Here is a 19,291-nt window from a genome sequence, read left to right on the forward strand (position 1 = left end):
TCCTGTGGGTGGATACGGCATCGGGGCAGTGCACTGAAGCCAGCCTGCCCTTAATTCTGGTCGAAAATTAGCGAACCGGTGGGTCGTCGCACGCAATTTGAAACAAATTAGCGTGCTAATAAACTTGCCGACGGCCGGAAAAGGGGTGTAATTAACAAAAGAGCAACTTTCTATACAAACAATTTACACAAGCGGTGACACCAGCCTGCTCTGCCGGACGCCGCGCAAGCTCCCGGCAACGCCGTCGGGATAGGGATGACAAGATGCACGGCTGGACTTCACGACAGCGCAATGCGGCGATCGCCAGTTTTTTAAGCTGGACGCTCGATGCTTTCGACTTTTTCCTGTTGGTTTTTTTACTGAGCGATATCGCCCACTCCTTTCACGTCGACCTCGAAGAGGTCACCCTGGCGATTCTGCTGACCCTGGCCGTGCGGCCCGTCGGCGCATTGATCTTCGGCAGGGCGGCGGAAAAGTTTGGCCGCAAACCGATTCTGATGCTCAATATCGTTTTCTTCTCCGCCTTTGAGCTGCTCTCCGCCGCGGCGCCGTCGTTGATGCTGTTTTTTCTGCTGCGGGTGCTGTACGGCGTGGCGATGGGCGGGATCTGGGGCGTGGCTTCGTCGCTGGCGATGGAGACGATCCCCGACCGCTCGCGCGGCCTGATGTCCGGTCTGTTCCAGGCGGGGTATCCCTTCGGCTATCTGCTGGCGGCCGTGGCCTACGGGCTGCTGTTTGCACAGCTCGGCTGGCGCGGGATGTTTGTCATTGGCGCCGCCCCGGTGCTGCTGTTGCCGTTTATCTATTTCTGCGTCGAGGAGTCCCCGGTCTGGCTGGCGGCCCGGCAGAGTAAAGCGAGCACGGCTCTGCTGCCGGTGCTGCGTAGCCACTGGAAGCTGTGCCTGTACCTGGTGGTGCTGATGGCGGCCTTTAACTTCTTCTCCCATGGGACGCAGGATCTCTACCCGGTATTTTTGAAAGTCCAGCACGGGTTTGCGCCGGAAACGGTCAGCATTATCGCGGTGTGCTACAACATCGCCTCAATCATCGGCGGGGTGTTCTTCGGCTCGCTGTCGGAGAAGATTGGCCGGCGCAAAGCGATTATGATCGCCGCTCTGCTGGCGCTGCCGGTGATCCCACTGTGGGCTTTCGCCAGCGGCTCGCTGGCGCTGGGGGCCGGGGCGTTTCTGATGCAGTTTATGGTGCAGGGCGCCTGGGGGGTGATCCCGACCTGGCTCAACGAACTGGTCCCGGCCAATACCCGGGCGGTGCTGCCCGGTTTCGTCTATCAGCTGGGGAATCTGCTGGCCTCGGTGAATGCCACCCTGCAGGCCTCCATTGCCCAGCACCACGGGCATAACTACGGCCTGGCGATGGCCCTGGTGGCCGGGACGGTGGCGATCGTCATTACCATTCTCACCTTCTTTGGCCGCGAGGGCCGGGTGGCGCAACCTGCCGGAGCGGCGCGTCAGCAGCCGCTCTCCACCAGCCGTTAAGGGCTGACGCCGGGCGTAATCAGGCGCCCGGCAGACACGCTAACCGCGCAGGCGAACCGTCGCCGCCTGGCGTTTTTCCAGCGAGCAGATGCCAATCCCCAGCATAATGAACAGCGCGCTGAACAGGTGCCAGGCATGGGGCTGGGTATGCAGGAAGAGGATGCTTAACACGCCACCCGAGAGGGGGATGATGTGGGTGTAAATCTCCCCCCGCGTGGCGCCGATGGTGGCGATCCCTTTATTCCAGAACAGATAGGCCAGCCATGACGGAAAAATCACCAGATAAGCCAGCCCGCTGAGGAAAAACGGCTCGCGCCAGGCATCCCAGTCCTGCGCCGGGTGGCGCATCAGCCAGAAGGCGACGATCGGCAGCAGGAGCAGGGCGCCGAGCAGCGAGCTGACGGCGACAAAGCCATTCGCCGGGATCCGGCGGTCCTTTAGACGTAACAGCGAACAATAGAGCGCCCAGCTCAGCGCCGACCCCATCGCCCACAGATCGCCGACGGAAAAGGTATGCAGCGAGGCGGCATGCAGCGGGTTGCCCTGGAATAAGAGGATCATCACGCCGAGGGTGCTGAAGACCACCCCCAGCCAGTTGCGGGCCGATACCGGGTCGCGAAAAATCAGCCGGTTAATCAGCAGCACCATGCTCGGCGTGGCGGACATATAGATGGCGGCGTTGAGGGCGGAGGTGGTTTGCAGACCGATATAGAGCGTGAGCGGGAAACTGACCTGACCGCAGAGTGTGAGCACCAGCACCGCCGGGGCGTTTTCCCGCAGCAGATGACGACTGCCGGCAATCTGTCGGCGGTAGAGCAGGCCCAGCAGCAGCGCCGTTAACGCCCACCGCGCTTCGGTCATCAGGATCGGATCCACGCCCTGAACCAGCACGTGACCGACAACGTAATTCCCACCCCAGAAGAGGGCGGCCAGCGTCAGTAACAGATAGGGCATCGTGATTCCTTGTGTCGTTTGTCACTGTACTGAATGGTAACGTTATTATTTTTATAATATCAACACTATTTTAGTGGCTTTTGTTCTGTTTATTTAAAGTCGTTAATAAACAGCGTATTAACAATGTAGTTGAAATTTACGTTGCCGCATTGTGAGCGGTACTATACCGTATAGTCGCCATGCATTTCACAGGGATAAATTCATGCGTAATACCGACAATGGGGTCATTGGTAGTGACCAAACCGCGGTGATAGCCAGGCTGGCGCTGGATGAGTTAATTGACCAGCTTCTGCACAGCAACGCGCTGACGCTGAAGCTGACGGCCAATCCGCTGGTCGCCGACAGAGCCTGGCATCTGACGGAGAATACCTGCATCCGCGCCTTCTCCGCTGACGATCCGCAGGCCAAAAAGCGCGCGCACCATGCGCTGTTCATCCTTTATCAGTCCTGGCTTGCCGACCCGCTCTCGCCGGCGTCTGTCAATCAGTTTCATCCGCTGCTCTCCGGGATCCGAAATTACATTGAGTCTGAGTGGCTGCGGGCGGAAAGCAAACGTTTCCACCGCCAGCGGCCGGTGCTCAATGCCGGCAATATCGTCGACGAACTGCGCGCCTTATGCCAGCAGCACCCGGCGTCTCATCATCCGCTGTTCGATTTCCTTGCCAGCGAGGCCTCCGCGGCGCAAATCGACTATTTCTTCAAAAGCGACAGCGCGCTGAATCTGCTTTTCTTCGATCTGGTGGCGATGGGGCTGGTGGGCTCGTTGCCGGAAACCCGCGCCGAGATTGCGCAAAATCTGTGGGATGAGATAGGCCAGGGCAGCACTGAGATCACCCACGTCAATCTGTATAAGGATTTACTGAAGCGGCGGAATATCGCCTTACCGGACAATCATTTTGCCCATCTTTATGAGTGGCAGGGGCTGGCCGGGTATAACGCCTTTATGCTCGGCGGCGTAAATCGTCAGCATTACTACAAATCGCTGGGGGTGATGGCGATGACCGAACTGCTCGACCCGCCGCAGTATGAAAAACTGGTGGCGGGCTGTCGGCGGATTGGGCTTAGCGATCGCGACGTGCATTACTATGCCGAACACATCACGGTCGATATCGGCCATGCGGACGGTTGGCTGAACAATGTGATTGTGCCGATTGGCAAAAAACATCCGGCGGCGATGGAGGAGGTCTACTTTGGCGCCGCGCTGCGCCTGCAAACCTGCAACGATTACTATGATGGTCTGCTGGCGGCGCTGCAGTCGCTGGACGGCAGCATGAGCTCACAGCGTACCGCCTTCTGAGTAGATCAGCGCTTTGGCCGCGCTCCAGGCGGTCGTCCCCGGCGGGATCTCCCGGCATTCGGCGGACTCGGCCTGCTGGGCGGCGATGGCGCCATCGATGAGCATCACCATCATCATGGCGACCCGTTCGGCAGGCTCTGGTTTTAATACCCGAGTCAGAATATCGCGGAAGAACTGCCACAGGCGCGATTTGAACCGGGAGCACTGCTCCCGGATCGCCGGCGATGACGCGCCATATTCAAACAGCGCGCGGGTAAACATGCAGCCGTGGAAGGTTTCGCAGGTCAACCAGCACTGATAGTAGTCGAACACGGCGAACAGCTTCTCCCGCGCGGTGGCTTTATCCGCGGTGATCTGCGTCAGATCCTGCATAAACTCGCTCTCTTTCTGCCGGAGGATAGCCAGAATGAGCGCCTCTTTATCGGCATAGTAGCGGTAGAAGGTCATTTTGGAGATGCCGGCATGCTCAGCAATCCGCTCGATGCTGGGCGACTGATATCCTTCGCGATTAAACAGCGCGCTGGCGTGGCGGAGAATGTCCGCTTGTTTTGGCTTCATGCGTTTTCCTGTCGAACGGTTCGCTGTCATGACTGCCGGTGACCCGGTCGTCCTGCGACAGCGGTGCATTATGCCGGATCTTGCCGCCAGGCGGGCAAAAAGTAAATCAGCCGCGCCACGCGCGGCGCCGGTATTGGTGTATAAGGTGACAAGGATGAAGAAGAACATTGCCTTTTTTGACTTCGATGGCACGATAACCCACGAAGATACGTTTACCCCTTTCATTTATCAGTCCCTCGATGTGAAAGCCATTCGTCGGGGCAAACTGCGGCTGTTGCCCTATATTCTCGCCTGGAAAATGGGCTGGCTTTCAGCCTCTGCCATCCGGCAAAAAGTGTTTCATTATGCTTTTGCCGGGAAATCGCAACCTGAGATCCTGCAGCGTGGGAACGATCATAGCCAGGCGTTTATTCCCCGCACGCTGCGGGAGAACGCGATGCAGCGTATAGCCTGGCATCAGGCGCGAGGGGACACCGTGGTGGTGGTCTCAGCCTCGCTGGATGTCTACCTTCGACCGTGGTGCCAGCAGCATAATCTTGAGCTGCTGTGCAGCGAAGTGGAATTTCAAAACGGGGCAGCGACCGGAAAGTATCAGGGTGGAGACTGCAGCGGCCTGGCCAAAAAGGCGCGTATCCTGGCGAACTACGCCCTGACCGATTACGAAGCGATCTTCGCTTACGGCGATACGCCGGAAGATTTCGCCATGCTGGCGCTGGCCACCACTCAAATCTATCGCTGGGAGGAGGCACCGCCATGCGGCTAGCGGCGTCAGGCTGCGCAGGTTAAGATGGCGCGCTATTGCCCCCCTCACCAGGAAGAAGAGATGTTGCTACCCCTGACCACGCCCCGGCTGCTGCTGCGCCGGTTCAGAACGGAAGATCTGCCGTCTTTCAGCCGCTATCGCAACCTGCCGGAAGTGGCCCGCTTTCAGAGCTGGAGCCATTACGGTATGGCAGAGGCGACTGCCTTCTATGAACAACAGCGTTCCCTGGCCTTTGCTGAGGATGAGAGTTGGTTCCAGCTTGCCGTAGAGATCCAGGCCAACGGTGCACTGGCGGGAGATGTGGGGATCCACTTTTTCGATCATGGCAGACAGGCCGAGCTGGGGATGACCTTTTCCCCGGCGTATCAGCATCAGGGGTATGCCCGGGAAGCCATACAGGCGGTGATAGCCTTACTCTTTGAACCGTTGGTCCATCACCGGCTGATCGCGGTGGTAGACACCCGCAATACCGCCGCGATCAAACTCCTGGAAGGACTGGGCTTTCGTCGCGAGGCGCATTACCGGCAGAATATCTTTTTTAAAGGCCAGTGGGGCGATGAGTATCTGTACGCGCTGCTGCGCAGCGAATATCAGTGAAGTGACGGCCTGGCCGTCACTTCTGCCAGGGTTGTCGTTAGCTATGCTGGCGGATAAAGCGCGCGCGCCACGGTTTTAGCACCCACAGCGCGAGGGCGGCGGTGACAAAATCCAGGCCAATGGCGCAGCTGAAAACCACATGCCAGCCGTGGGTGTACTGATAGAGCAACGCCGCCAGCGGGCCGCCGAAGATTGATCCGATGCCCTGAGAAATATACAGCCAGCCATAGTTGCTGGCGGCATGTTCGCTGCCGAAGGTATCGGTGAGCGTCGACGGGAAGAGGGAGAAGATTTCCCCCCAGCCAAAGAACACCACCCCGGAAAGCAGGACAAACAGCAGCGGATCTTCCCGGCACGCCAGCCAGAGCGTCATCGCCACCCCCTCCAGCGCAAAGGCGATAAACATGGTTTGCTCGCGGCCGAAGCGGTCGGAAATAAAACCAAACAGCGGCCGGGTTAAACCGTTGGTGAAGCGGTCTATCGTTAACGCCAGCGGCAGGGCCGCCATGCCAAACACCACCGCCTGGCTAATGCCGAAGTCCTCGGCGAACACCGCCATCTGCGAAGTGACCATCAGCCCGGAAGTCGACATCATCGCCATCATGGCAAACATCAGCCAGAACAGCGGTTGACGCAGCATTTCCCGGGAGGTAAACGATCTGCTGCTCTGCGCCACCGTCTGGCTGACGGGCAAAGAGACAGCAGGCGGCGGCAGCTTCAGTCCCTGACTGGCGAGGAAGCCGACGAGCGCGAAGAGAACCCCGAAGGTCGTCATCGTGTGTTCAAGGCCGTTGGTGGTCAGCGACAGGGAGATGGGGAAGGTGGTTAGGATGGCCCCCATCCCGTAGCCCGCCGCCACCGCGCCGGCGGCGAACCCCCGCTGCCGCGGAAACCATTTGACCATCAGGCCGACAACGCCGATGTAGACGATCCCGGTTCCAAGGCCGCCCATGCAGCCATAAACCAGCCACAGCGTCGCCAGGCCATTCACCTGTGCGGAAAGCACCCAGCTCATTCCCGCCATCACCGTGCCGATAGCGATTAACCGCCGTGGGCCAAATTTCTCCACTAACCGCCCCTGAAAGGGCGAAAAGAAGGTCTGGAGGATGATCAGCAGCGAGAAGGTGACCTGCAGCTCGGGCAGACCGACGCCCAGCTTTGCGGCCAGGGGTTTCGTCAGCAGCGTCCAGACATATTGCGGACTGGAGATGGCGGCCATACAGATCAGGCCCAGCACCAGCTGGCGCCATTTGCCATATTTCGGGGTAACCAACGGTTCGCTGAGTGTCGTCATGTTGTTCTCCGTTTTCAGTTAACAGGTTTCCGTGAAACGCATCCGCCCTGGAGGCTTCACGGAGAGAAGAAGGCGTTGGCGTCGCGACCGCAGGTGGCTATGGGTTGTCGCCTCCTGGCCTGAGATCTTGTCAACATCGCTGTATACAACCGCAGAGCATTAAACGTGCCAGTTAAAATAGTTCTTTATATACAAACAGTTAACATGGAAGTGTGGGAGGGGATGGGATTCAGTATGGTGAACAGGCGGCACTGAGTCGGTGCAAATGGGTCATCGCTGTGCGCTTCACTTATTGACTGGCTCAAGGCCGATGGTAGGTCTAATGGAAAAAAAGGCATGGCATTCAGGCGGGGGACAGGCACCCTCCTGTTTATTCTCTTCCTGATCGCTGATTATATTCACGCTATGGATACAGGAGGCGCTAACCTGGTCGGTGCGAACGGCTTTAAATCGCATGCTGATGAAGTTGAAGATAAACCCTGCTTAAACATGACGCAGAAATAAGTGAAAAATAAGTTACAGTTAACAATTTATTAAATTCACATTAGAATTATTTTAATGGTTATTTTTACAACGCACTGATTTATAAGTTTAAATATAATGACAGACTGGATTTTCATCAAATAGTGATGACGGCGAATATCATTGATAATACCAATATCATGATCTATGGTAGCGTTCACTTAATAGTAAATTGAATGAGGTAGGAAATGCATAATTATATTGCCAAAGGTATTGCGCTGGCTGTAGCCATCGCTGCCTCAGGAACGGTGCAGGCTATTGAAAAAAAGAATCCAGATCCTTATTTTTCAGGGGTCAAGATTTTTGCCCTAAAGGAGGCCGCCGGAAGTGAATGGGATAGCGTGACCGGCGAGGCGAAGTATCTGGTGACCTATAAAGTTACGCTTGATAACTTCTCTGATAAAAGCATTGAACCTGGCAAAGATAACAAAATGTGCTTCTTTTTGTATGATAAAAATGGCAAGTCATTTATGAGCACGGGTATTGAAATGGAGATGCTGAAAAAATACAAACCCATTGAAAGCCGAACAGGTAACGTGTTCTTCAGCAGCGCCGATCCTGAAATACTGAATATACCTTTTGTCCGTCTCGCTTTCGGTAAAGACTGCTTAACAAAATAACTACCATCCCGAGCGTGGATGATCTGCCTTATATGACGTTAGCGTAACACCAGGCGTTCGTCAGGTGTTACGAGAGGAACATAACATCTGGATGATGAGGAGGCGTGCGCGGCAGACATCAACCGTGTCAAGCACTACGCTCATCTGAAGTAGGTCACTCGTATTTCATTTTTCGGGGGAGGTGCGTCTGCCTGGAGGGGGATACACTGGCCAGCTATTGGACAATCTTTACGCGTCTTTTTTTGCGTCGCTATCCGTGACGCTCCTGATGATTTTTCTCAGTTGGCAAATGCCAAAACTCATCGCTAATTTATTATGGTGCTTCGCTTTGCTTACGGTGCCTGTAAAAAGAGAGTGCCCGACAAAATGGCTATCCTGATAAAAAACAGTATCAGCGTGTAACTCGCCAGAAATCACCAGCACTGCTATTAGCAAAAGGAGAGAGGTTTTCATCATTCGTTTCTTGTCAGCTTAACGCTGTCTCTGGTTATCCGGGCATTATGAACACCGTTCAGCAATGGTAGTGACCGACCGATGTATATCCTGGGCATGCGGCGCATAATAAAATTCTACCGAAGTCTGCCTGCCGTTGAAGTTACTGATTTCCACCCACGCGACAGTCGTGTTTTCAGTATTCATCAGGTTGTATTTATCGATGTTTTCAGGAAGAGTGTCATCATATTCCAGCGATAAATTCGCTTTAGAAGCGGCATAATGAAGGCAATCGATCACCTGATGTTTTTCCTGATTAACGTAATAGGTTTCTTCTTCCGGGTGTATGCCCACATCCCCCAGATCCACACAACCACTTAACAGAAAAAGGGTGGGCAACATCAGCAATATTTTCATGGAACCTCTCTGTGTTAAATAACATCGGCGTGATTTTAACTTGTATTTAACAGGCCAAGCATTCTGAGTTAACGAATGGTGAATTTATTCCACCCCTCTACTTAACGTGGCGCAATATTATCACTGTGCGTTAAAACGCACAAGCTTGCGATTTAGCGTTAGTATGTATTCAACATTTAAATGCTTTACCGTCAGGCGGGTAAAACAGGCGGTAAAAATATGATCCCCCCCTGGCGACGGGACAGGGGAGAAGCGCCTGCGTCATCCCCTCATGTCGAAGCGGCGTAATGGCAAACATTTACCCCGCGCCATGATAATCAGCTACAGGATTCATCCCCCATGACCCCCGGCCGGTTGTTGGCCAGAACGCGGTGTGCTTTCCCTTTGCACCAAAGCCATGCAATGCCCCACTTTTACTCCCCATTTTTGGGAGGCGATGCGCCGGTTGGCGGTAAATCACTGAAAGCACGGCTGTCTGGCTCCTGGCATGGCGCTTGCAAGACCATCAGCAGAAAGCAGCGCAACAGACAATTTAGATCACACAATAGCTGGCTAGGGTTCCGGTTCACCGCGGTGAACGTCTGGTCCGAGAGCTGGCGACCTCGGCGAGGTTACACGGCGGGATAAAAGCCCGGGAGACAGCAGCACCGTTGGGTGTCGCGCTGCTCCGTTTCTCGTGCTAACCAGAGGTCCACCATGAAAACATCGCCGCTCCTCCGCTCACTTGTCCTGTCACTGACGCTATTGACCAGCGTCCCGTCCTTTGCCGCCGTCAAGAAAGAGTTCAACGTCTGCTGGACCATCTACGCCGGCTGGATGCCCTGGGGCGCCATCAGCAATGAAAAGATCATCGATAAATGGGCCAGCAAGTACGGCATCAAAATCAATATTGTTCAGCTCAACGATTACATCGAATCCATCAATCAGTACACCGCCGGGCAGTTTGACGGCTGCACGATGACGAATATGGACGCCCTGACCATTCCGGCGGCCGGCGGTGTCGACAGCACGGCGCTGATCACCGGCAGCTACTCCGATGGTAACGACGGGGTGGTTCTGAAAGGGGCGGATAAAAAGCTCAGCGACCTGAAAGGGATGTCGGTGTATCTCCCGGAGCTGTCGGTCTCCCACTATCTGCTGGTGCGCGGCCTGGAAAAAGCCGGGCTGCAGGAAAAAGACGTCAAGGTGGTGAATACCTCCGATGCCGATATCGTCTCGGCCTTTGGCACCAGCGGCGTGCGGGCGGCGGTGGCCTGGAATCCACAGCTGTCGGTTATCAAAAAGACCCCGCAAACCAGCGAAGTGTTTAGCTCCTCGCAGGTGCCGGGCGAGCTTATCGACATGATGGTGGTCAATACCCAGACCCTGAAAGATAACCCGGCGCTGGGCAAAGCGCTGACCGGCGCGTGGTTTGAAATGATGGCCAAAATGAAGGCCGGCGATACCCAGGCGCTGAGCGCTATGGCCGCCGACTCCGGTACCGATCTCGCCGGCTACCAGGCGCAGCTCAAAACCACTCATCTTTTCTGGACGCCTGCCGACACCCTGGCGTTTATCGCCTCGCCGGATCTGGCGAAAACCATGCAGCGTGTGGCGCAGTTCTCCTTCGATAAAGGTCTGCTGGGCGAGGGGGCGCAGAGCGCGGACTTTATCGGAATGACCTTCCCGGGCAATGTCACGCTCGGCGATGCCGCCAACCGCAAACTGCGCTTTGACGACAGCTACCTGAAGCTGGCCGCCGCGGGCCAGCTGTAATGATTGCCGCCGGGAGACCACGCCATGCGCCACATTAACCGATATCCCCAAAAGGGGATGCGCCTGACGCTGATGCTGCTGCCGTTTGTGCTGCTGATCGCCGCCTGGTTTATGGGATCGGCGGTGCGGCTGGAAGCCAATCCGCAGGACAAGTTGCTGCCAGGCCTGTCGCAGATGGCGGCGGCCATTGACCGGATGGCGTTCACCCCGGACAAACGCAGCGGCGAGTATCTGCTGTGGGCCGACACGCTGATCAGCCTGAGCCGTCTGCTGACGGGCCTGGCCGTCTCGTCGCTGATCGGCCTCGGCATCGGTATCGCCGCCGGCGTCTTCCCGATGTACCGCGCGGCGCTGTCGCCGCTGATGACGGTGGTGTCAATGATCCCGCCGCTGGCAATCCTGCCGGTGCTGTTTATCGTCTTTGGCCTGGATGAGCTGTCGAAAGTGATGCTGATCGTCATCGGCATTACGCCGATGCTGGCGCGCGACCTGGAGCAGCGGGCGCGGGAGATCCCGGCGGAGCTGTTTATAAAGGCGCAGACCCTGGGGGCCAATAGCTGGACGGTGGTGCTGCGGGTGGTGCTTCCTCAGCTGCTGTCGCGGCTGATCGCTTCTCTGCGCCTGCTGTTGGGATCGGCATGGCTGTTCCTGATCTCCGCCGAGGCCATCTCCGCCACCGCCGGGCTGGGGTATCGCATCTTCCTGGTGCGGCGCTATATGGCGATGGACGTGATTATTCCGTATGTCATCTGGATCACGCTGCTGGCATGGCTGATGGATCTGGCGCTGCGTCAGCTGCACAAAGCCTGTTTCCCGTGGGCGGAAGGAGGCCGGGGATGAGTTTTATCGACATCAAAAACATCTGGCAGGAGTACGGCGACCACGTGGTGCTGGAGCGCATTAATCTGCAGGTGAAAGAGGGCGAGTTTTGCTCAATGGTCGGCGCGTCCGGCTGCGGTAAATCGACCTTTCTGCGTCTGCTGCTCGGTCAGGAGCAACCGACCCGCGGCGCCATCCTGCTCGACGGCCAGCCGCTGGCGGCGGAGCCGGACCGCAGTCGCGGCGTGGTTTTCCAGCGCTATTCGGTGTTTCCGCATCTCAACGTGCTGGATAACGTCGCCATCGGCCTGGAGCTGCCGGCGTCCCCGCTGCTGGGGCGCCTGTTTGGCGGCAGAAAGCGCGAGGCCCGGCAACAGGCCCAGCGAATGCTGGAGAAAGTGGGCCTGGGACACGCCCTGGATAAATACCCGGCGCAGCTCTCGGGCGGGATGCAGCAGCGGCTGGCCATTGCCCAGGCGTTCGTGATGCAGCCGCGGGTGCTGCTGCTGGACGAGCCCTTCGGCGCGCTGGATCCCGGCATTCGCAAGGATATGCATGCGCTGCTGCTCCAGCTGTGGAGCGAAACGCGCATGACGGTGTTTATGGTCACCCACGACCTGGCCGAAGGCTTCAACCTGGGCACGAGGCTGCTGGTGTTCGACAAAGTGCGCATCGACCCGCAGGCGCCCAACGCCTGGGGCGCGCGTATTACCTACGACATCCCGCTCAATGAAGCGCGGATGGCGCAACTGGCCGCCGGTAGCGACACCAACGTTTACGCATTAAGGAGATAAATTGATGACTGAACTGTTTCACTCCACCCCCAGCCTGCGCGAAGAGCGGCTTCCCGGCGGGGCGCACACCTCGCTGATTTTGCGCAAAGGGCAGATCCTGCGCCTGACCGATCTCGACGGCGGGGCAAACGTCAGCATGATGATGCTCAATCCCCATGAGAAAAGTGAGCGGCTCAACCTGCCGGATACCCTCAAAGGACAGCATACCGCGCGCCTGACCGCCGGGCACTGTTTCTACTCCGATATGGGCCGGGTGCTGGCCGGGATCGTCGCCGACAGCTGCGGCTGGCACGATCCGTTCGGCGGGGTCCTCAACGCCGGAGAGACGCACGACAAATATGGCGCCGGACGCTACCAGGAATTACGCAATGGCTTCTACCGCAACGGCGTCGATAACCTGCTGGTGGAGATGGGGAAATGGGATCTCGGTCTGGAAGATCTGCTGATGGTGGTCAACTTCTTCAGCAAAGTGACCGTCGATGACGAGGGGCGCTTTCACTTTGTCTCCGGCAACAGCCGCGCCGGGGACTATGTGGAACTGTATGCCCCGATGGACGTCCTGCTGGTCCTCACCGCGCTACCGCATCCTCAGGATCCGGCCACAGAGTATGCCCCCCGTCCGGTACAGCTGAGCTGGTATCAGGCCGACGATGAAGACGCGGCCACTCAGGCGCTCCTGACCCGCGATGAGAACCTGCGCGCGTTCCGCAATACCCAACTTTTTGCCCTGTAAGGAGGCGTTTATGACCCTTATCACCAGTCACCGACGTCCGGAAGAGGCCGTCTATCGCCATGTGATCCCCGCCGGGGAGCCGTGGCTGTTCGAGGTTAAACAAGGGCAAACCCTGCGTCTGCTCGATCTCGAAGGCAACCAGGCGATTGATACCCTGTTTTACAACGCCGACAACCCGCGCGAGCGCTACGATGCGCAGCGCACGCTGCGCCGCCAGGGTAACGCCTACCTCACCGCCGGCAGCGTGCTCTATTCCAACCTTGGCCGTCCGCTGATGACCATCGTGGCCGATACCTGCGGGCGGCACGATACCCTCGGCGGCGCCTGCGCCCAGGAGAGTAACACCGTCCGCTACGCCCTCGACAAGCGCTACATGCACAGCTGCCGGGATAATTTCCTCTGCGCCTGTCTGCATGATGGTCGTCTGCATAAGCGCGATATTGGCGCCAACATTAACTTCTTTATGAACGTGCCGGTGACGCCGGAGGGCGGTCTGACGTTTGCGGATGGCATCTCGGCGGCGGGAAAATACGTGGAACTGCGCGCGGAGTGTAACGCCATGGTGTTGATCTCCAACTGCCCGCAGCTCAACAATCCCTGCAATGGCTGGAACCCGACCCCCGCCGAGGTGCTGGTATGGAACTGACCCGCTGGCAGCGCTGGCGTTTGCTGGCCTTTCGGCTGTTCGCCGTTCGCGCCGACCGCCTGAACCACACGCCGACGCGCCACCTTTAAGCGCCGGTTCTCCCGGGGACGACCTCAGGGGAAGACGAATTGTTGCGGGACGACCCGCTTCGCTGTGAGTTCCGCTTATGTTTGATACCTTACTGATTGCCAACCGCGGGGCGATTGCCTGCCGCATTCTGCGCACTCTGCGCGCCATGCAGGTGAAGGGCGTCACCGTTTACGCCGAAGCCGACCTGAGCAGTCTGCACGTCCGCGAAGCGGATGAGGCGCTGAGCCTTGGCGAGGGGCCGGCAGCGCAAACCTATTTAGTCGTAGAGAAGATCATTGCCGCCGCGCGGCAGAGCGGCGCCCGCGCCATCCACCCCGGCTACGGCTTTCTGTCGGAAAACGCCGCCTTCGCCGAGGCCTGTGAGGCGGCGGGACTGGCGTTTGTTGGCCCGACCCCGCAACAGCTGCGAACCTTCGGCCTGAAGCATACCGCCCGCGCGCTGGCCAAAGCGGAGGGCGTTCCGCTGCTGGAAGGCAGTGACCTGCTGGCCGACAGCGAAGAAGCCTGCCGGGCGGCAGAGGCGGTGGGCTACCCGGTGATGCTCAAGAGCACGGCGGGCGGCGGGGGGATTGGCATGCGCGTCTGCCGCGACGCCCGCGAACTGAGCGAGGCGTTTGCCACGGTGCAGCGGCTGGGGCAAAACAACTTCAGCGACGCCGGGGTGTTTCTCGAAAAATATATTGAACGCGCCCGCCATCTCGAGGTGCAGATCTTCGGCGACGGGAAGGGGGCGGTTATCGCCCTCGGCGTGCGCGACTGCTCGCTGCAGCGGCGTAACCAGAAAGTGATTGAGGAGACGCCGGCGCCAAATCTGCCGGACGGGATGGCGCAGGCGCTGTGTAGCGCGGCCATTGCCCTCGGGAAAGCGGTGAACTACCGCAGCGCCGGGACGGTGGAGTTTGTCTACGACAGCGCGGCGCAGCGCTTCTATTTCCTCGAGGTCAATACCCGGCTGCAGGTGGAGCACGGCGTCACGGAGCAGGTGTGGGGCGTAGACCTGGTGCGCTGGATGATCGCCCTGGCGGCAGGGGATTTACCGCCGCTGAGCGAGCTGTCCGCCGGGCTACAGCCCCGGGGGCATGCCATTCAGGCGCGAATTTACGCCGAAGATCCTGGCCGCCAGTTTCAGCCTTCGCCAGGACTGTTAACCGACGTCTGGTTTCCGCCGGCGGACGGCGCTACCCTGCGCATCGACCGCTGGGTGGAGGCCGGCTGTGAAGTACCGCCGTTTTTTGACCCGCTGCTGGCGAAAGCTATCGTCTGGCGCCCCAGCCGCGATGAGGCGATCGACGGCCTGGCGCAGGTACTGGCGGAGACCCGCCTGTACGGCGTCGAAACCAACCGCCAGTACCTGCAGCAGATCCTTGGCTTTGCGCCGTTCACCGCCGGGGAACCCTGGACCCGCTGTCTGGAGCAACTGCGCTACCGGGCCGATACCGTGGAGGTACTCAGCGCCGGCACCCAGACCAGCGTCCAGGACTACCCGGGACGTCTGGGGTTCTGGGCGGTGGGCGTACCGCCCTCAGGCCCGATGGATGACCGGGCGCTGCGCCTGGGCAATCGTCTGCTGGGCAATGCCGAGGGCGACGCCGCGCTGGAGATCACCCTTAGCGGACCCACGCTGAAATTTAATACCGCGGTGCAGGCGGTGGTCTGCGGCGCGCCGCTGCCCGTAACGCTCGACGGCATTGACCAGGAGATGGACGGCGTCTTCTCTGTTCCGGCGGGGGCGACCCTCAGGCTGGGGGCGATAAGCGGGCCAGGCGTCAGAAGCTATCTCTGCCTGCGCGGCGGCATTCAGGTGCCGGACTACCTGGGCAGTAAAAGCACCTTTACCCTCGGTCAGTTTGGCGGCCACGGCGGACGGGCGCTGCGCGCCGGCGACGTGCTGCATCTTGCGCCTCCGGCTGAGACCATGGAAGGCGCGGCGCTTCCCGCAGGGTTGCGCCCTGAGCTTTTGGAAGTACGAACGCTGCGGGTGATTTATGGCCCCCACGGCGCGCCGGAGTTCTTTACCCCGGCGTATATGGCGACCTTTTTTGCCACCGACTGGGAAGTGCATTTTAACTCCAGCCGCACCGGCGTGCGCCTGATCGGGCCCAAGCCGGTCTGGGCCCGCGACAGCGGCGGCGAAGCCGGGCTCCATCCGTCGAATATTCACGACAACCCCTACGCGGTGGGGGCGGTGGATTTTACCGGCGATATGCCGGTGATCCTCGGGCCGGACGGCCCAAGCCTCGGGGGCTTTGTCTGCCCGGTCACGGTGATCGAAGCCGATCTCTGGCAGCTGGGCCAGCTTAAGGCGGGGGATAAGGTGCGCTTTGTGGCGGTTGACGTCCCCACCGCCCGGCGGCTGGCGGCAGGCCGTCGCGCAGAGCTGGCGACCCTGCAGGCGCAGGACGTTGCCTGGCAGCCTGTGCCGCTCACCTCGCCGGTGGTGATGACCTGCGGCGACGCTGACAAACGCCTGGTGGCGCGCCTCTCCGGCGATACCCATCTGCTGCTGGAGGCCGGTGAGGCGGAGCTGGATCTGGTGCTGCGCTTTCGCATCCATGCCCTGATGCAGGCCCTTGAGGGGCAATCCCGGGACGGGATCATCGATATCACGCCGGGGATCCGCTCTCTGCAGCTCCATTTCCAGCCGGAAACGCTGGCGCTGGAGACACTGCTGGCGTGGGTCCGCGAGGAGTGGGCCACGGTCTGCATGAGCGACGATCTGCAGGTTCCGACACGGGTGGTGCATCTCCCGCTCTCCTGGGACGATCCGGCCTGCCGCAAGGCGATCGACAAATATATGACCACCGTCCGCCCGGACGCCCCCTGGTGCCCAAGCAACCTCGAGTTTATTCGCCGGATAAACGATCTCCCGGATGAGCAGGCGGTGTGGCAAACGGTGTTTGACGCCAGCTATCTGGTGATGGGTCTCGGCGATGTCTATCTCGGCGCGCCGGTGGCCACGCCCCTTGATCCGCGCCATCGGCTGGTCACCACCAAATACAACCCGGCGCGAACCTGGACGGCGGAAAACTCGGTGGGCATCGGCGGAGCGTATCTGTGCGTTTACGGCATGGAAGGCCCGGGCGGCTATCAGTTTGTCGGCCGCACCCTGCAGATGTGGAATCGCTATCACGAGGTGGCCGATTTTGCCGGCAAGCCCTGGCTGCTGCGCTTTTTCGACCAGCTGCGTTTCTATCCGGTCTCGGCGGAAGAACTGCTGGCTATTCGCCGCGATTTCCCGCTCGGACGCTACCCGCTGCGCATCGAGCACAGCACGCTGCGGCTGGCGGAGTACCAGCAGTTTCTCTCTCGCGAGGCGCAGAGCATTAGCGCATTTCGCGACCATCAGCAGCGGGCGTTTAACGACGAGCGCGAGCGCTGGATCGCCAGCGGCCAGGCCCATTTCGACAGTCAGGAGAGCGCGACAGAAGAGGCGGGCGATGCGCCGCTGCAGCCGGGGGAGCAGGGCGTGGAAAGCCCGGTATCCGGTAATCTGTGGCAGGTACAGACCGCGGCCGGCAGCCAGGTACGCGCCGGCGATGTGCTGGTGGTGCTTGAGTCGATGAAAATGGAGATCCCGCTGCTGGCGCCGTGCGATGGCAGGGTTCAGCAGGTCAATGTGCAGCCAGGCAGCGCGGTGCGTGCCGGGCAGCGGGTGGCAGTGATTATTGAGGAGAAGGCATGATGCAGCAGACGTTTGATTTACGCCTGGCGACTCTGGCGGCGAACTATCGTAACGGCCACACCACCCCGCGCGCGCTGCTGGCGGGGATCCGTCAGCGGGCGCAAACGCTGGATCCCGAGTTTAATCTGTTTATCCATCTCCTGAGCGAAGCGGAGCAGGCGCCGTTTCTGGCGGCGCTGGAAGGCCATTCGCCAGACACGCTCCCGCTGTACGGGGTGCCGTTCGCCATCAAAGATAATATCGATCTCGCGGAGATCGTCACCACTGCCGCCTGTCCGGCGTTTGCTTACCGGCCGACGCAAAGCGCGACCATTGTCGCACAGCTGATTGCCCTGGGGGCGGTGCCGGTGGGTAAAACCAATCTCGATCAGTTTGCCACCGGCCTGAACGGGACCCGTTCGCCGTATGGTCGCTGCCGCAACGCGTACCATCCCGCTTATCCCTCCGGCGGCTCCAGCGCCGGCTCGGCGCTGGCGGTAGCCCTGGGCGTCGCCAGCTTCGCGCTGGGGACCGACACCGCCGGTAGCGGTCGCGTCCCGGCCGGGCTGAATAACCTGGTGGGCCTGAAAGCGACGAAAGGGGTGTTCTCCACCGCCGGGGTGGTGCCGGCCTGCCGCACGCTGGACTGCGTGACCTTTTTCAGCGCCACCGCCGACGAGGCCAGCCAGCTGCTGGCGCTGGTTGCCCGGGCCGACCCGCAGGATAGCTTCAGCCGCCGCAATCCCCAGTGGAACACTCGTCAGGCCTTCGGCAGGCCGCCCGCCGGGTTTCGCTTTGGCGTCCCGCGGGAGCTTAACTTCCTCGGCTGCCGCGCCAGCGAAGCGCTGTTCGCCCAGGCCGTGCAGCGGCTGACGGCGCTCGGCGGGGAAGCCGTGGCGATCGATTTCGCGCCTTTTCTCGCCGCCGCCCGCCTGCTGTATAACGGGCCGTGGGTCGCTGAACGCTATGCGGTGGCTGGCCCGTTGATTGAGCAGCAGCCGGACGCCGTGCTGCCGGTCATTCGCGACGTGCTGGCGAAAGCGCCTGATATCGACGCGACGGCGACCTTTAAGGCGATGTATCAGCTGCAGGAGTATAAAGCGCAGTGCGATGCTATCCTCGAGACGCTGGACTGCGCGCTCACGCCAACCTTTCCGCGGCCGGTAACGCTGGACGAGCTGGCGGCGGAGCCCATCGCCCGCAACGCCGACCTGGGCTACTACACCAACTTTATGAACCTGCTGGACTATGCGGCGGTGAGCGTGCCGTGCGGGTTTATGCCCGACGGACTGCCCTCCGGCGTCACGCTGTTCGGCCGGGCCTTTACCGATCAGTATTTGCTGAGCCTGGCCGACGCCTTCCAGCGCGCGGAGCGGCTGCCGCTGGCAGGCGGCGCACGGCTGGAGAGCCCGCCGCCTGCGCACCCCGCGGGCCATGATCGGATGGCCCTGGCGGTATGCGGCGCCCACCTGACCGGCCAGCCGCTGAACGGCCAATTGCTGGCGCGGGGCGGCCGGCTGCTGCAGGCGACCCACAGCGCGCCGCGCTATCGGTTGTATGCCCTCCCGGATGGCAAGCGCCCGGCGATGGTGCGTGACGAGCCAGAGGGGGCTGCGATAGCGGTGGAAGTCTGGGCGATCCCCAGCGCTGAGGTGGGGTCGCTGCTGGCCGCCATCCCCGCGCCGCTGGGGCTGGGACAGATTGAGCTGGCGGACGGCCGCTGGGTGACGGGCTTTATCTGCGAAGCCGGTGGGCTGGGCGCGGCCACCGAGATCACCGCCTGGGGCGGCTGGCGCCAGTGGCTGGCCAGGTAAACGGAACACTCTCTGCGGTAGCGCCGCAG

The 19,291-nt window shown here is 60.1% G+C and carries 16 protein-coding genes, 1 pseudogene and 1 riboswitch; of the genes and pseudogenes, 12 read left to right on the plus strand and 5 right to left on the minus strand.

Annotated features, from left to right (window positions below):
• Positions 1–263 precede the first annotated feature (263 nt).
• Positions 264–1,496: an MFS transporter gene (locus ACOI7D_RS11605; protein ID WP_050534105.1), complete on the plus strand. Its 1,233-nt coding sequence runs from the start codon at positions 264–266 to the stop codon at positions 1,494–1,496.
• Between the two features lie 39 nt (positions 1,497–1,535).
• Here ACOI7D_RS11605 and ACOI7D_RS11610 read toward each other — a convergent pair whose 3' ends face one another.
• Complete coding sequence (locus tag ACOI7D_RS11610) at positions 1,536–2,450, minus strand: DMT family transporter (protein WP_023289745.1); 915 nt, start codon at positions 2,448–2,450, stop codon at positions 1,536–1,538.
• 202 nt (positions 2,451–2,652) lie between these two features.
• Here ACOI7D_RS11610 and ACOI7D_RS11615 point away from each other — a divergent pair.
• Positions 2,653–3,751: pseudogene (locus tag ACOI7D_RS11615) on the plus strand (iron-containing redox enzyme family protein).
• Here the strand turns inward: ACOI7D_RS11615 and ACOI7D_RS11620 are convergent.
• Positions 3,727–4,305 carry a TetR/AcrR family transcriptional regulator gene (locus ACOI7D_RS11620; RefSeq protein WP_023289743.1) on the minus strand — a complete coding sequence of 193 codons (579 nt, stop codon included), beginning with the start codon at positions 4,303–4,305 and terminating at the stop codon, positions 3,727–3,729. The pseudogene ACOI7D_RS11615 and the gene ACOI7D_RS11620 sit on opposite strands and share 25 nt — an antisense overlap.
• A gap of 154 nt (positions 4,306–4,459) precedes the next feature.
• On the opposite strand from ACOI7D_RS11620, the gene ACOI7D_RS11625 reads away from it, so the two are divergent.
• Both ACOI7D_RS11625 and ACOI7D_RS11630 read left to right on the plus strand, forming a co-directional pair.
• Positions 4,460–5,068 (plus strand): HAD-IB family hydrolase, encoded by a 609-nt coding sequence (locus ACOI7D_RS11625; RefSeq protein ID WP_109547323.1) that lies wholly within the window; start codon positions 4,460–4,462, stop codon positions 5,066–5,068.
• A 24-nt stretch (positions 5,069–5,092) separates the two neighbouring features.
• The gene (locus ACOI7D_RS11630; protein WP_162543120.1) at positions 5,093–5,665 is read left to right on the plus strand and encodes a GNAT family N-acetyltransferase; all 573 of its coding nucleotides are present in this window, start codon (positions 5,093–5,095) and stop codon (positions 5,663–5,665) included.
• A 37-nt stretch (positions 5,666–5,702) separates the two neighbouring features.
• On the opposite strand, the gene oxlT is transcribed toward ACOI7D_RS11630, so the two are convergent.
• Positions 5,703–6,959: an oxalate/formate MFS antiporter gene (gene oxlT / locus ACOI7D_RS11635; protein WP_023289740.1), complete on the minus strand. Its 1,257-nt coding sequence runs from the start codon at positions 6,957–6,959 to the stop codon at positions 5,703–5,705.
• Between the two features lie 710 nt (positions 6,960–7,669).
• On the opposite strand from oxlT, the gene ACOI7D_RS11640 reads away from it, so the two are divergent.
• A complete protein-coding gene (locus ACOI7D_RS11640; protein ID WP_044523310.1) occupies positions 7,670–8,101 on the plus strand; it encodes a DUF4354 family protein in 432 nt (143 codons plus the stop codon).
• A gap of 228 nt (positions 8,102–8,329) precedes the next feature.
• On the opposite strand, the gene ACOI7D_RS11645 is transcribed toward ACOI7D_RS11640, so the two are convergent.
• Both ACOI7D_RS11645 and ACOI7D_RS11650 read right to left on the minus strand, forming a co-directional pair.
• Entirely contained in the window at positions 8,330–8,554 is a 225-nt protein-coding gene (locus ACOI7D_RS11645; RefSeq protein WP_032428852.1) for a hypothetical protein, read from the minus strand.
• Between the two features lie 45 nt (positions 8,555–8,599).
• Entirely contained in the window at positions 8,600–8,950 is a 351-nt protein-coding gene (locus tag ACOI7D_RS11650) for a hypothetical protein (protein WP_109547325.1), read from the minus strand.
• Between the two features lie 541 nt (positions 8,951–9,491).
• A riboswitch (guanidine-I (ykkC/yxkD leader) is annotated at positions 9,492–9,590 on the plus strand.
• A gap of 56 nt (positions 9,591–9,646) precedes the next feature.
• Here ACOI7D_RS11650 and ACOI7D_RS11655 point away from each other — a divergent pair.
• From ACOI7D_RS11655 to atzF, 7 genes are all read left to right on the plus strand, one after another.
• The gene (locus tag ACOI7D_RS11655; RefSeq protein WP_032452903.1) at positions 9,647–10,705 is read left to right on the plus strand and encodes a putative urea ABC transporter substrate-binding protein; all 1,059 of its coding nucleotides are present in this window, start codon (positions 9,647–9,649) and stop codon (positions 10,703–10,705) included.
• A gap of 24 nt (positions 10,706–10,729) precedes the next feature.
• Positions 10,730–11,545, plus strand: a complete 816-nt coding sequence (locus ACOI7D_RS11660) for an ABC transporter permease (protein ID WP_023289736.1) — start codon at positions 10,730–10,732, stop codon at positions 11,543–11,545.
• Entirely contained in the window at positions 11,542–12,318 is a 777-nt protein-coding gene (locus tag ACOI7D_RS11665; protein WP_044523302.1) for an ABC transporter ATP-binding protein, read from the plus strand. The genes ACOI7D_RS11660 and ACOI7D_RS11665 overlap by 4 nt, the downstream gene beginning before the upstream one ends.
• 4 nt (positions 12,319–12,322) lie before the next feature.
• Positions 12,323–13,051 (plus strand): urea amidolyase associated protein UAAP1, encoded by a 729-nt coding sequence (locus ACOI7D_RS11670; protein ID WP_032454968.1) that lies wholly within the window; start codon positions 12,323–12,325, stop codon positions 13,049–13,051.
• Positions 13,052–13,061: 10 nt separating this feature from the next.
• The gene (locus ACOI7D_RS11675) at positions 13,062–13,697 is read left to right on the plus strand and encodes an urea amidolyase associated protein UAAP2 (protein WP_023289733.1); all 636 of its coding nucleotides are present in this window, start codon (positions 13,062–13,064) and stop codon (positions 13,695–13,697) included.
• Positions 13,698–13,863: 166 nt separating this feature from the next.
• Positions 13,864–17,469, plus strand: a complete 3,606-nt coding sequence (uca, locus tag ACOI7D_RS11680; protein WP_109547326.1) for an urea carboxylase — start codon at positions 13,864–13,866, stop codon at positions 17,467–17,469.
• Complete coding sequence (gene atzF, locus ACOI7D_RS11685; protein ID WP_109547327.1) at positions 17,466–19,262, plus strand: allophanate hydrolase; 1,797 nt, start codon at positions 17,466–17,468, stop codon at positions 19,260–19,262. Before uca ends, atzF begins: the two co-directional genes overlap by 4 nt.
• The last annotated feature ends 29 nt before the right edge of the window (positions 19,263–19,291 follow it).

This window comes from Klebsiella sp. C360, from assembly GCF_048822415.1.
Lineage (GTDB): Bacteria > Pseudomonadota > Gammaproteobacteria > Enterobacterales > Enterobacteriaceae > Klebsiella > Klebsiella quasipneumoniae.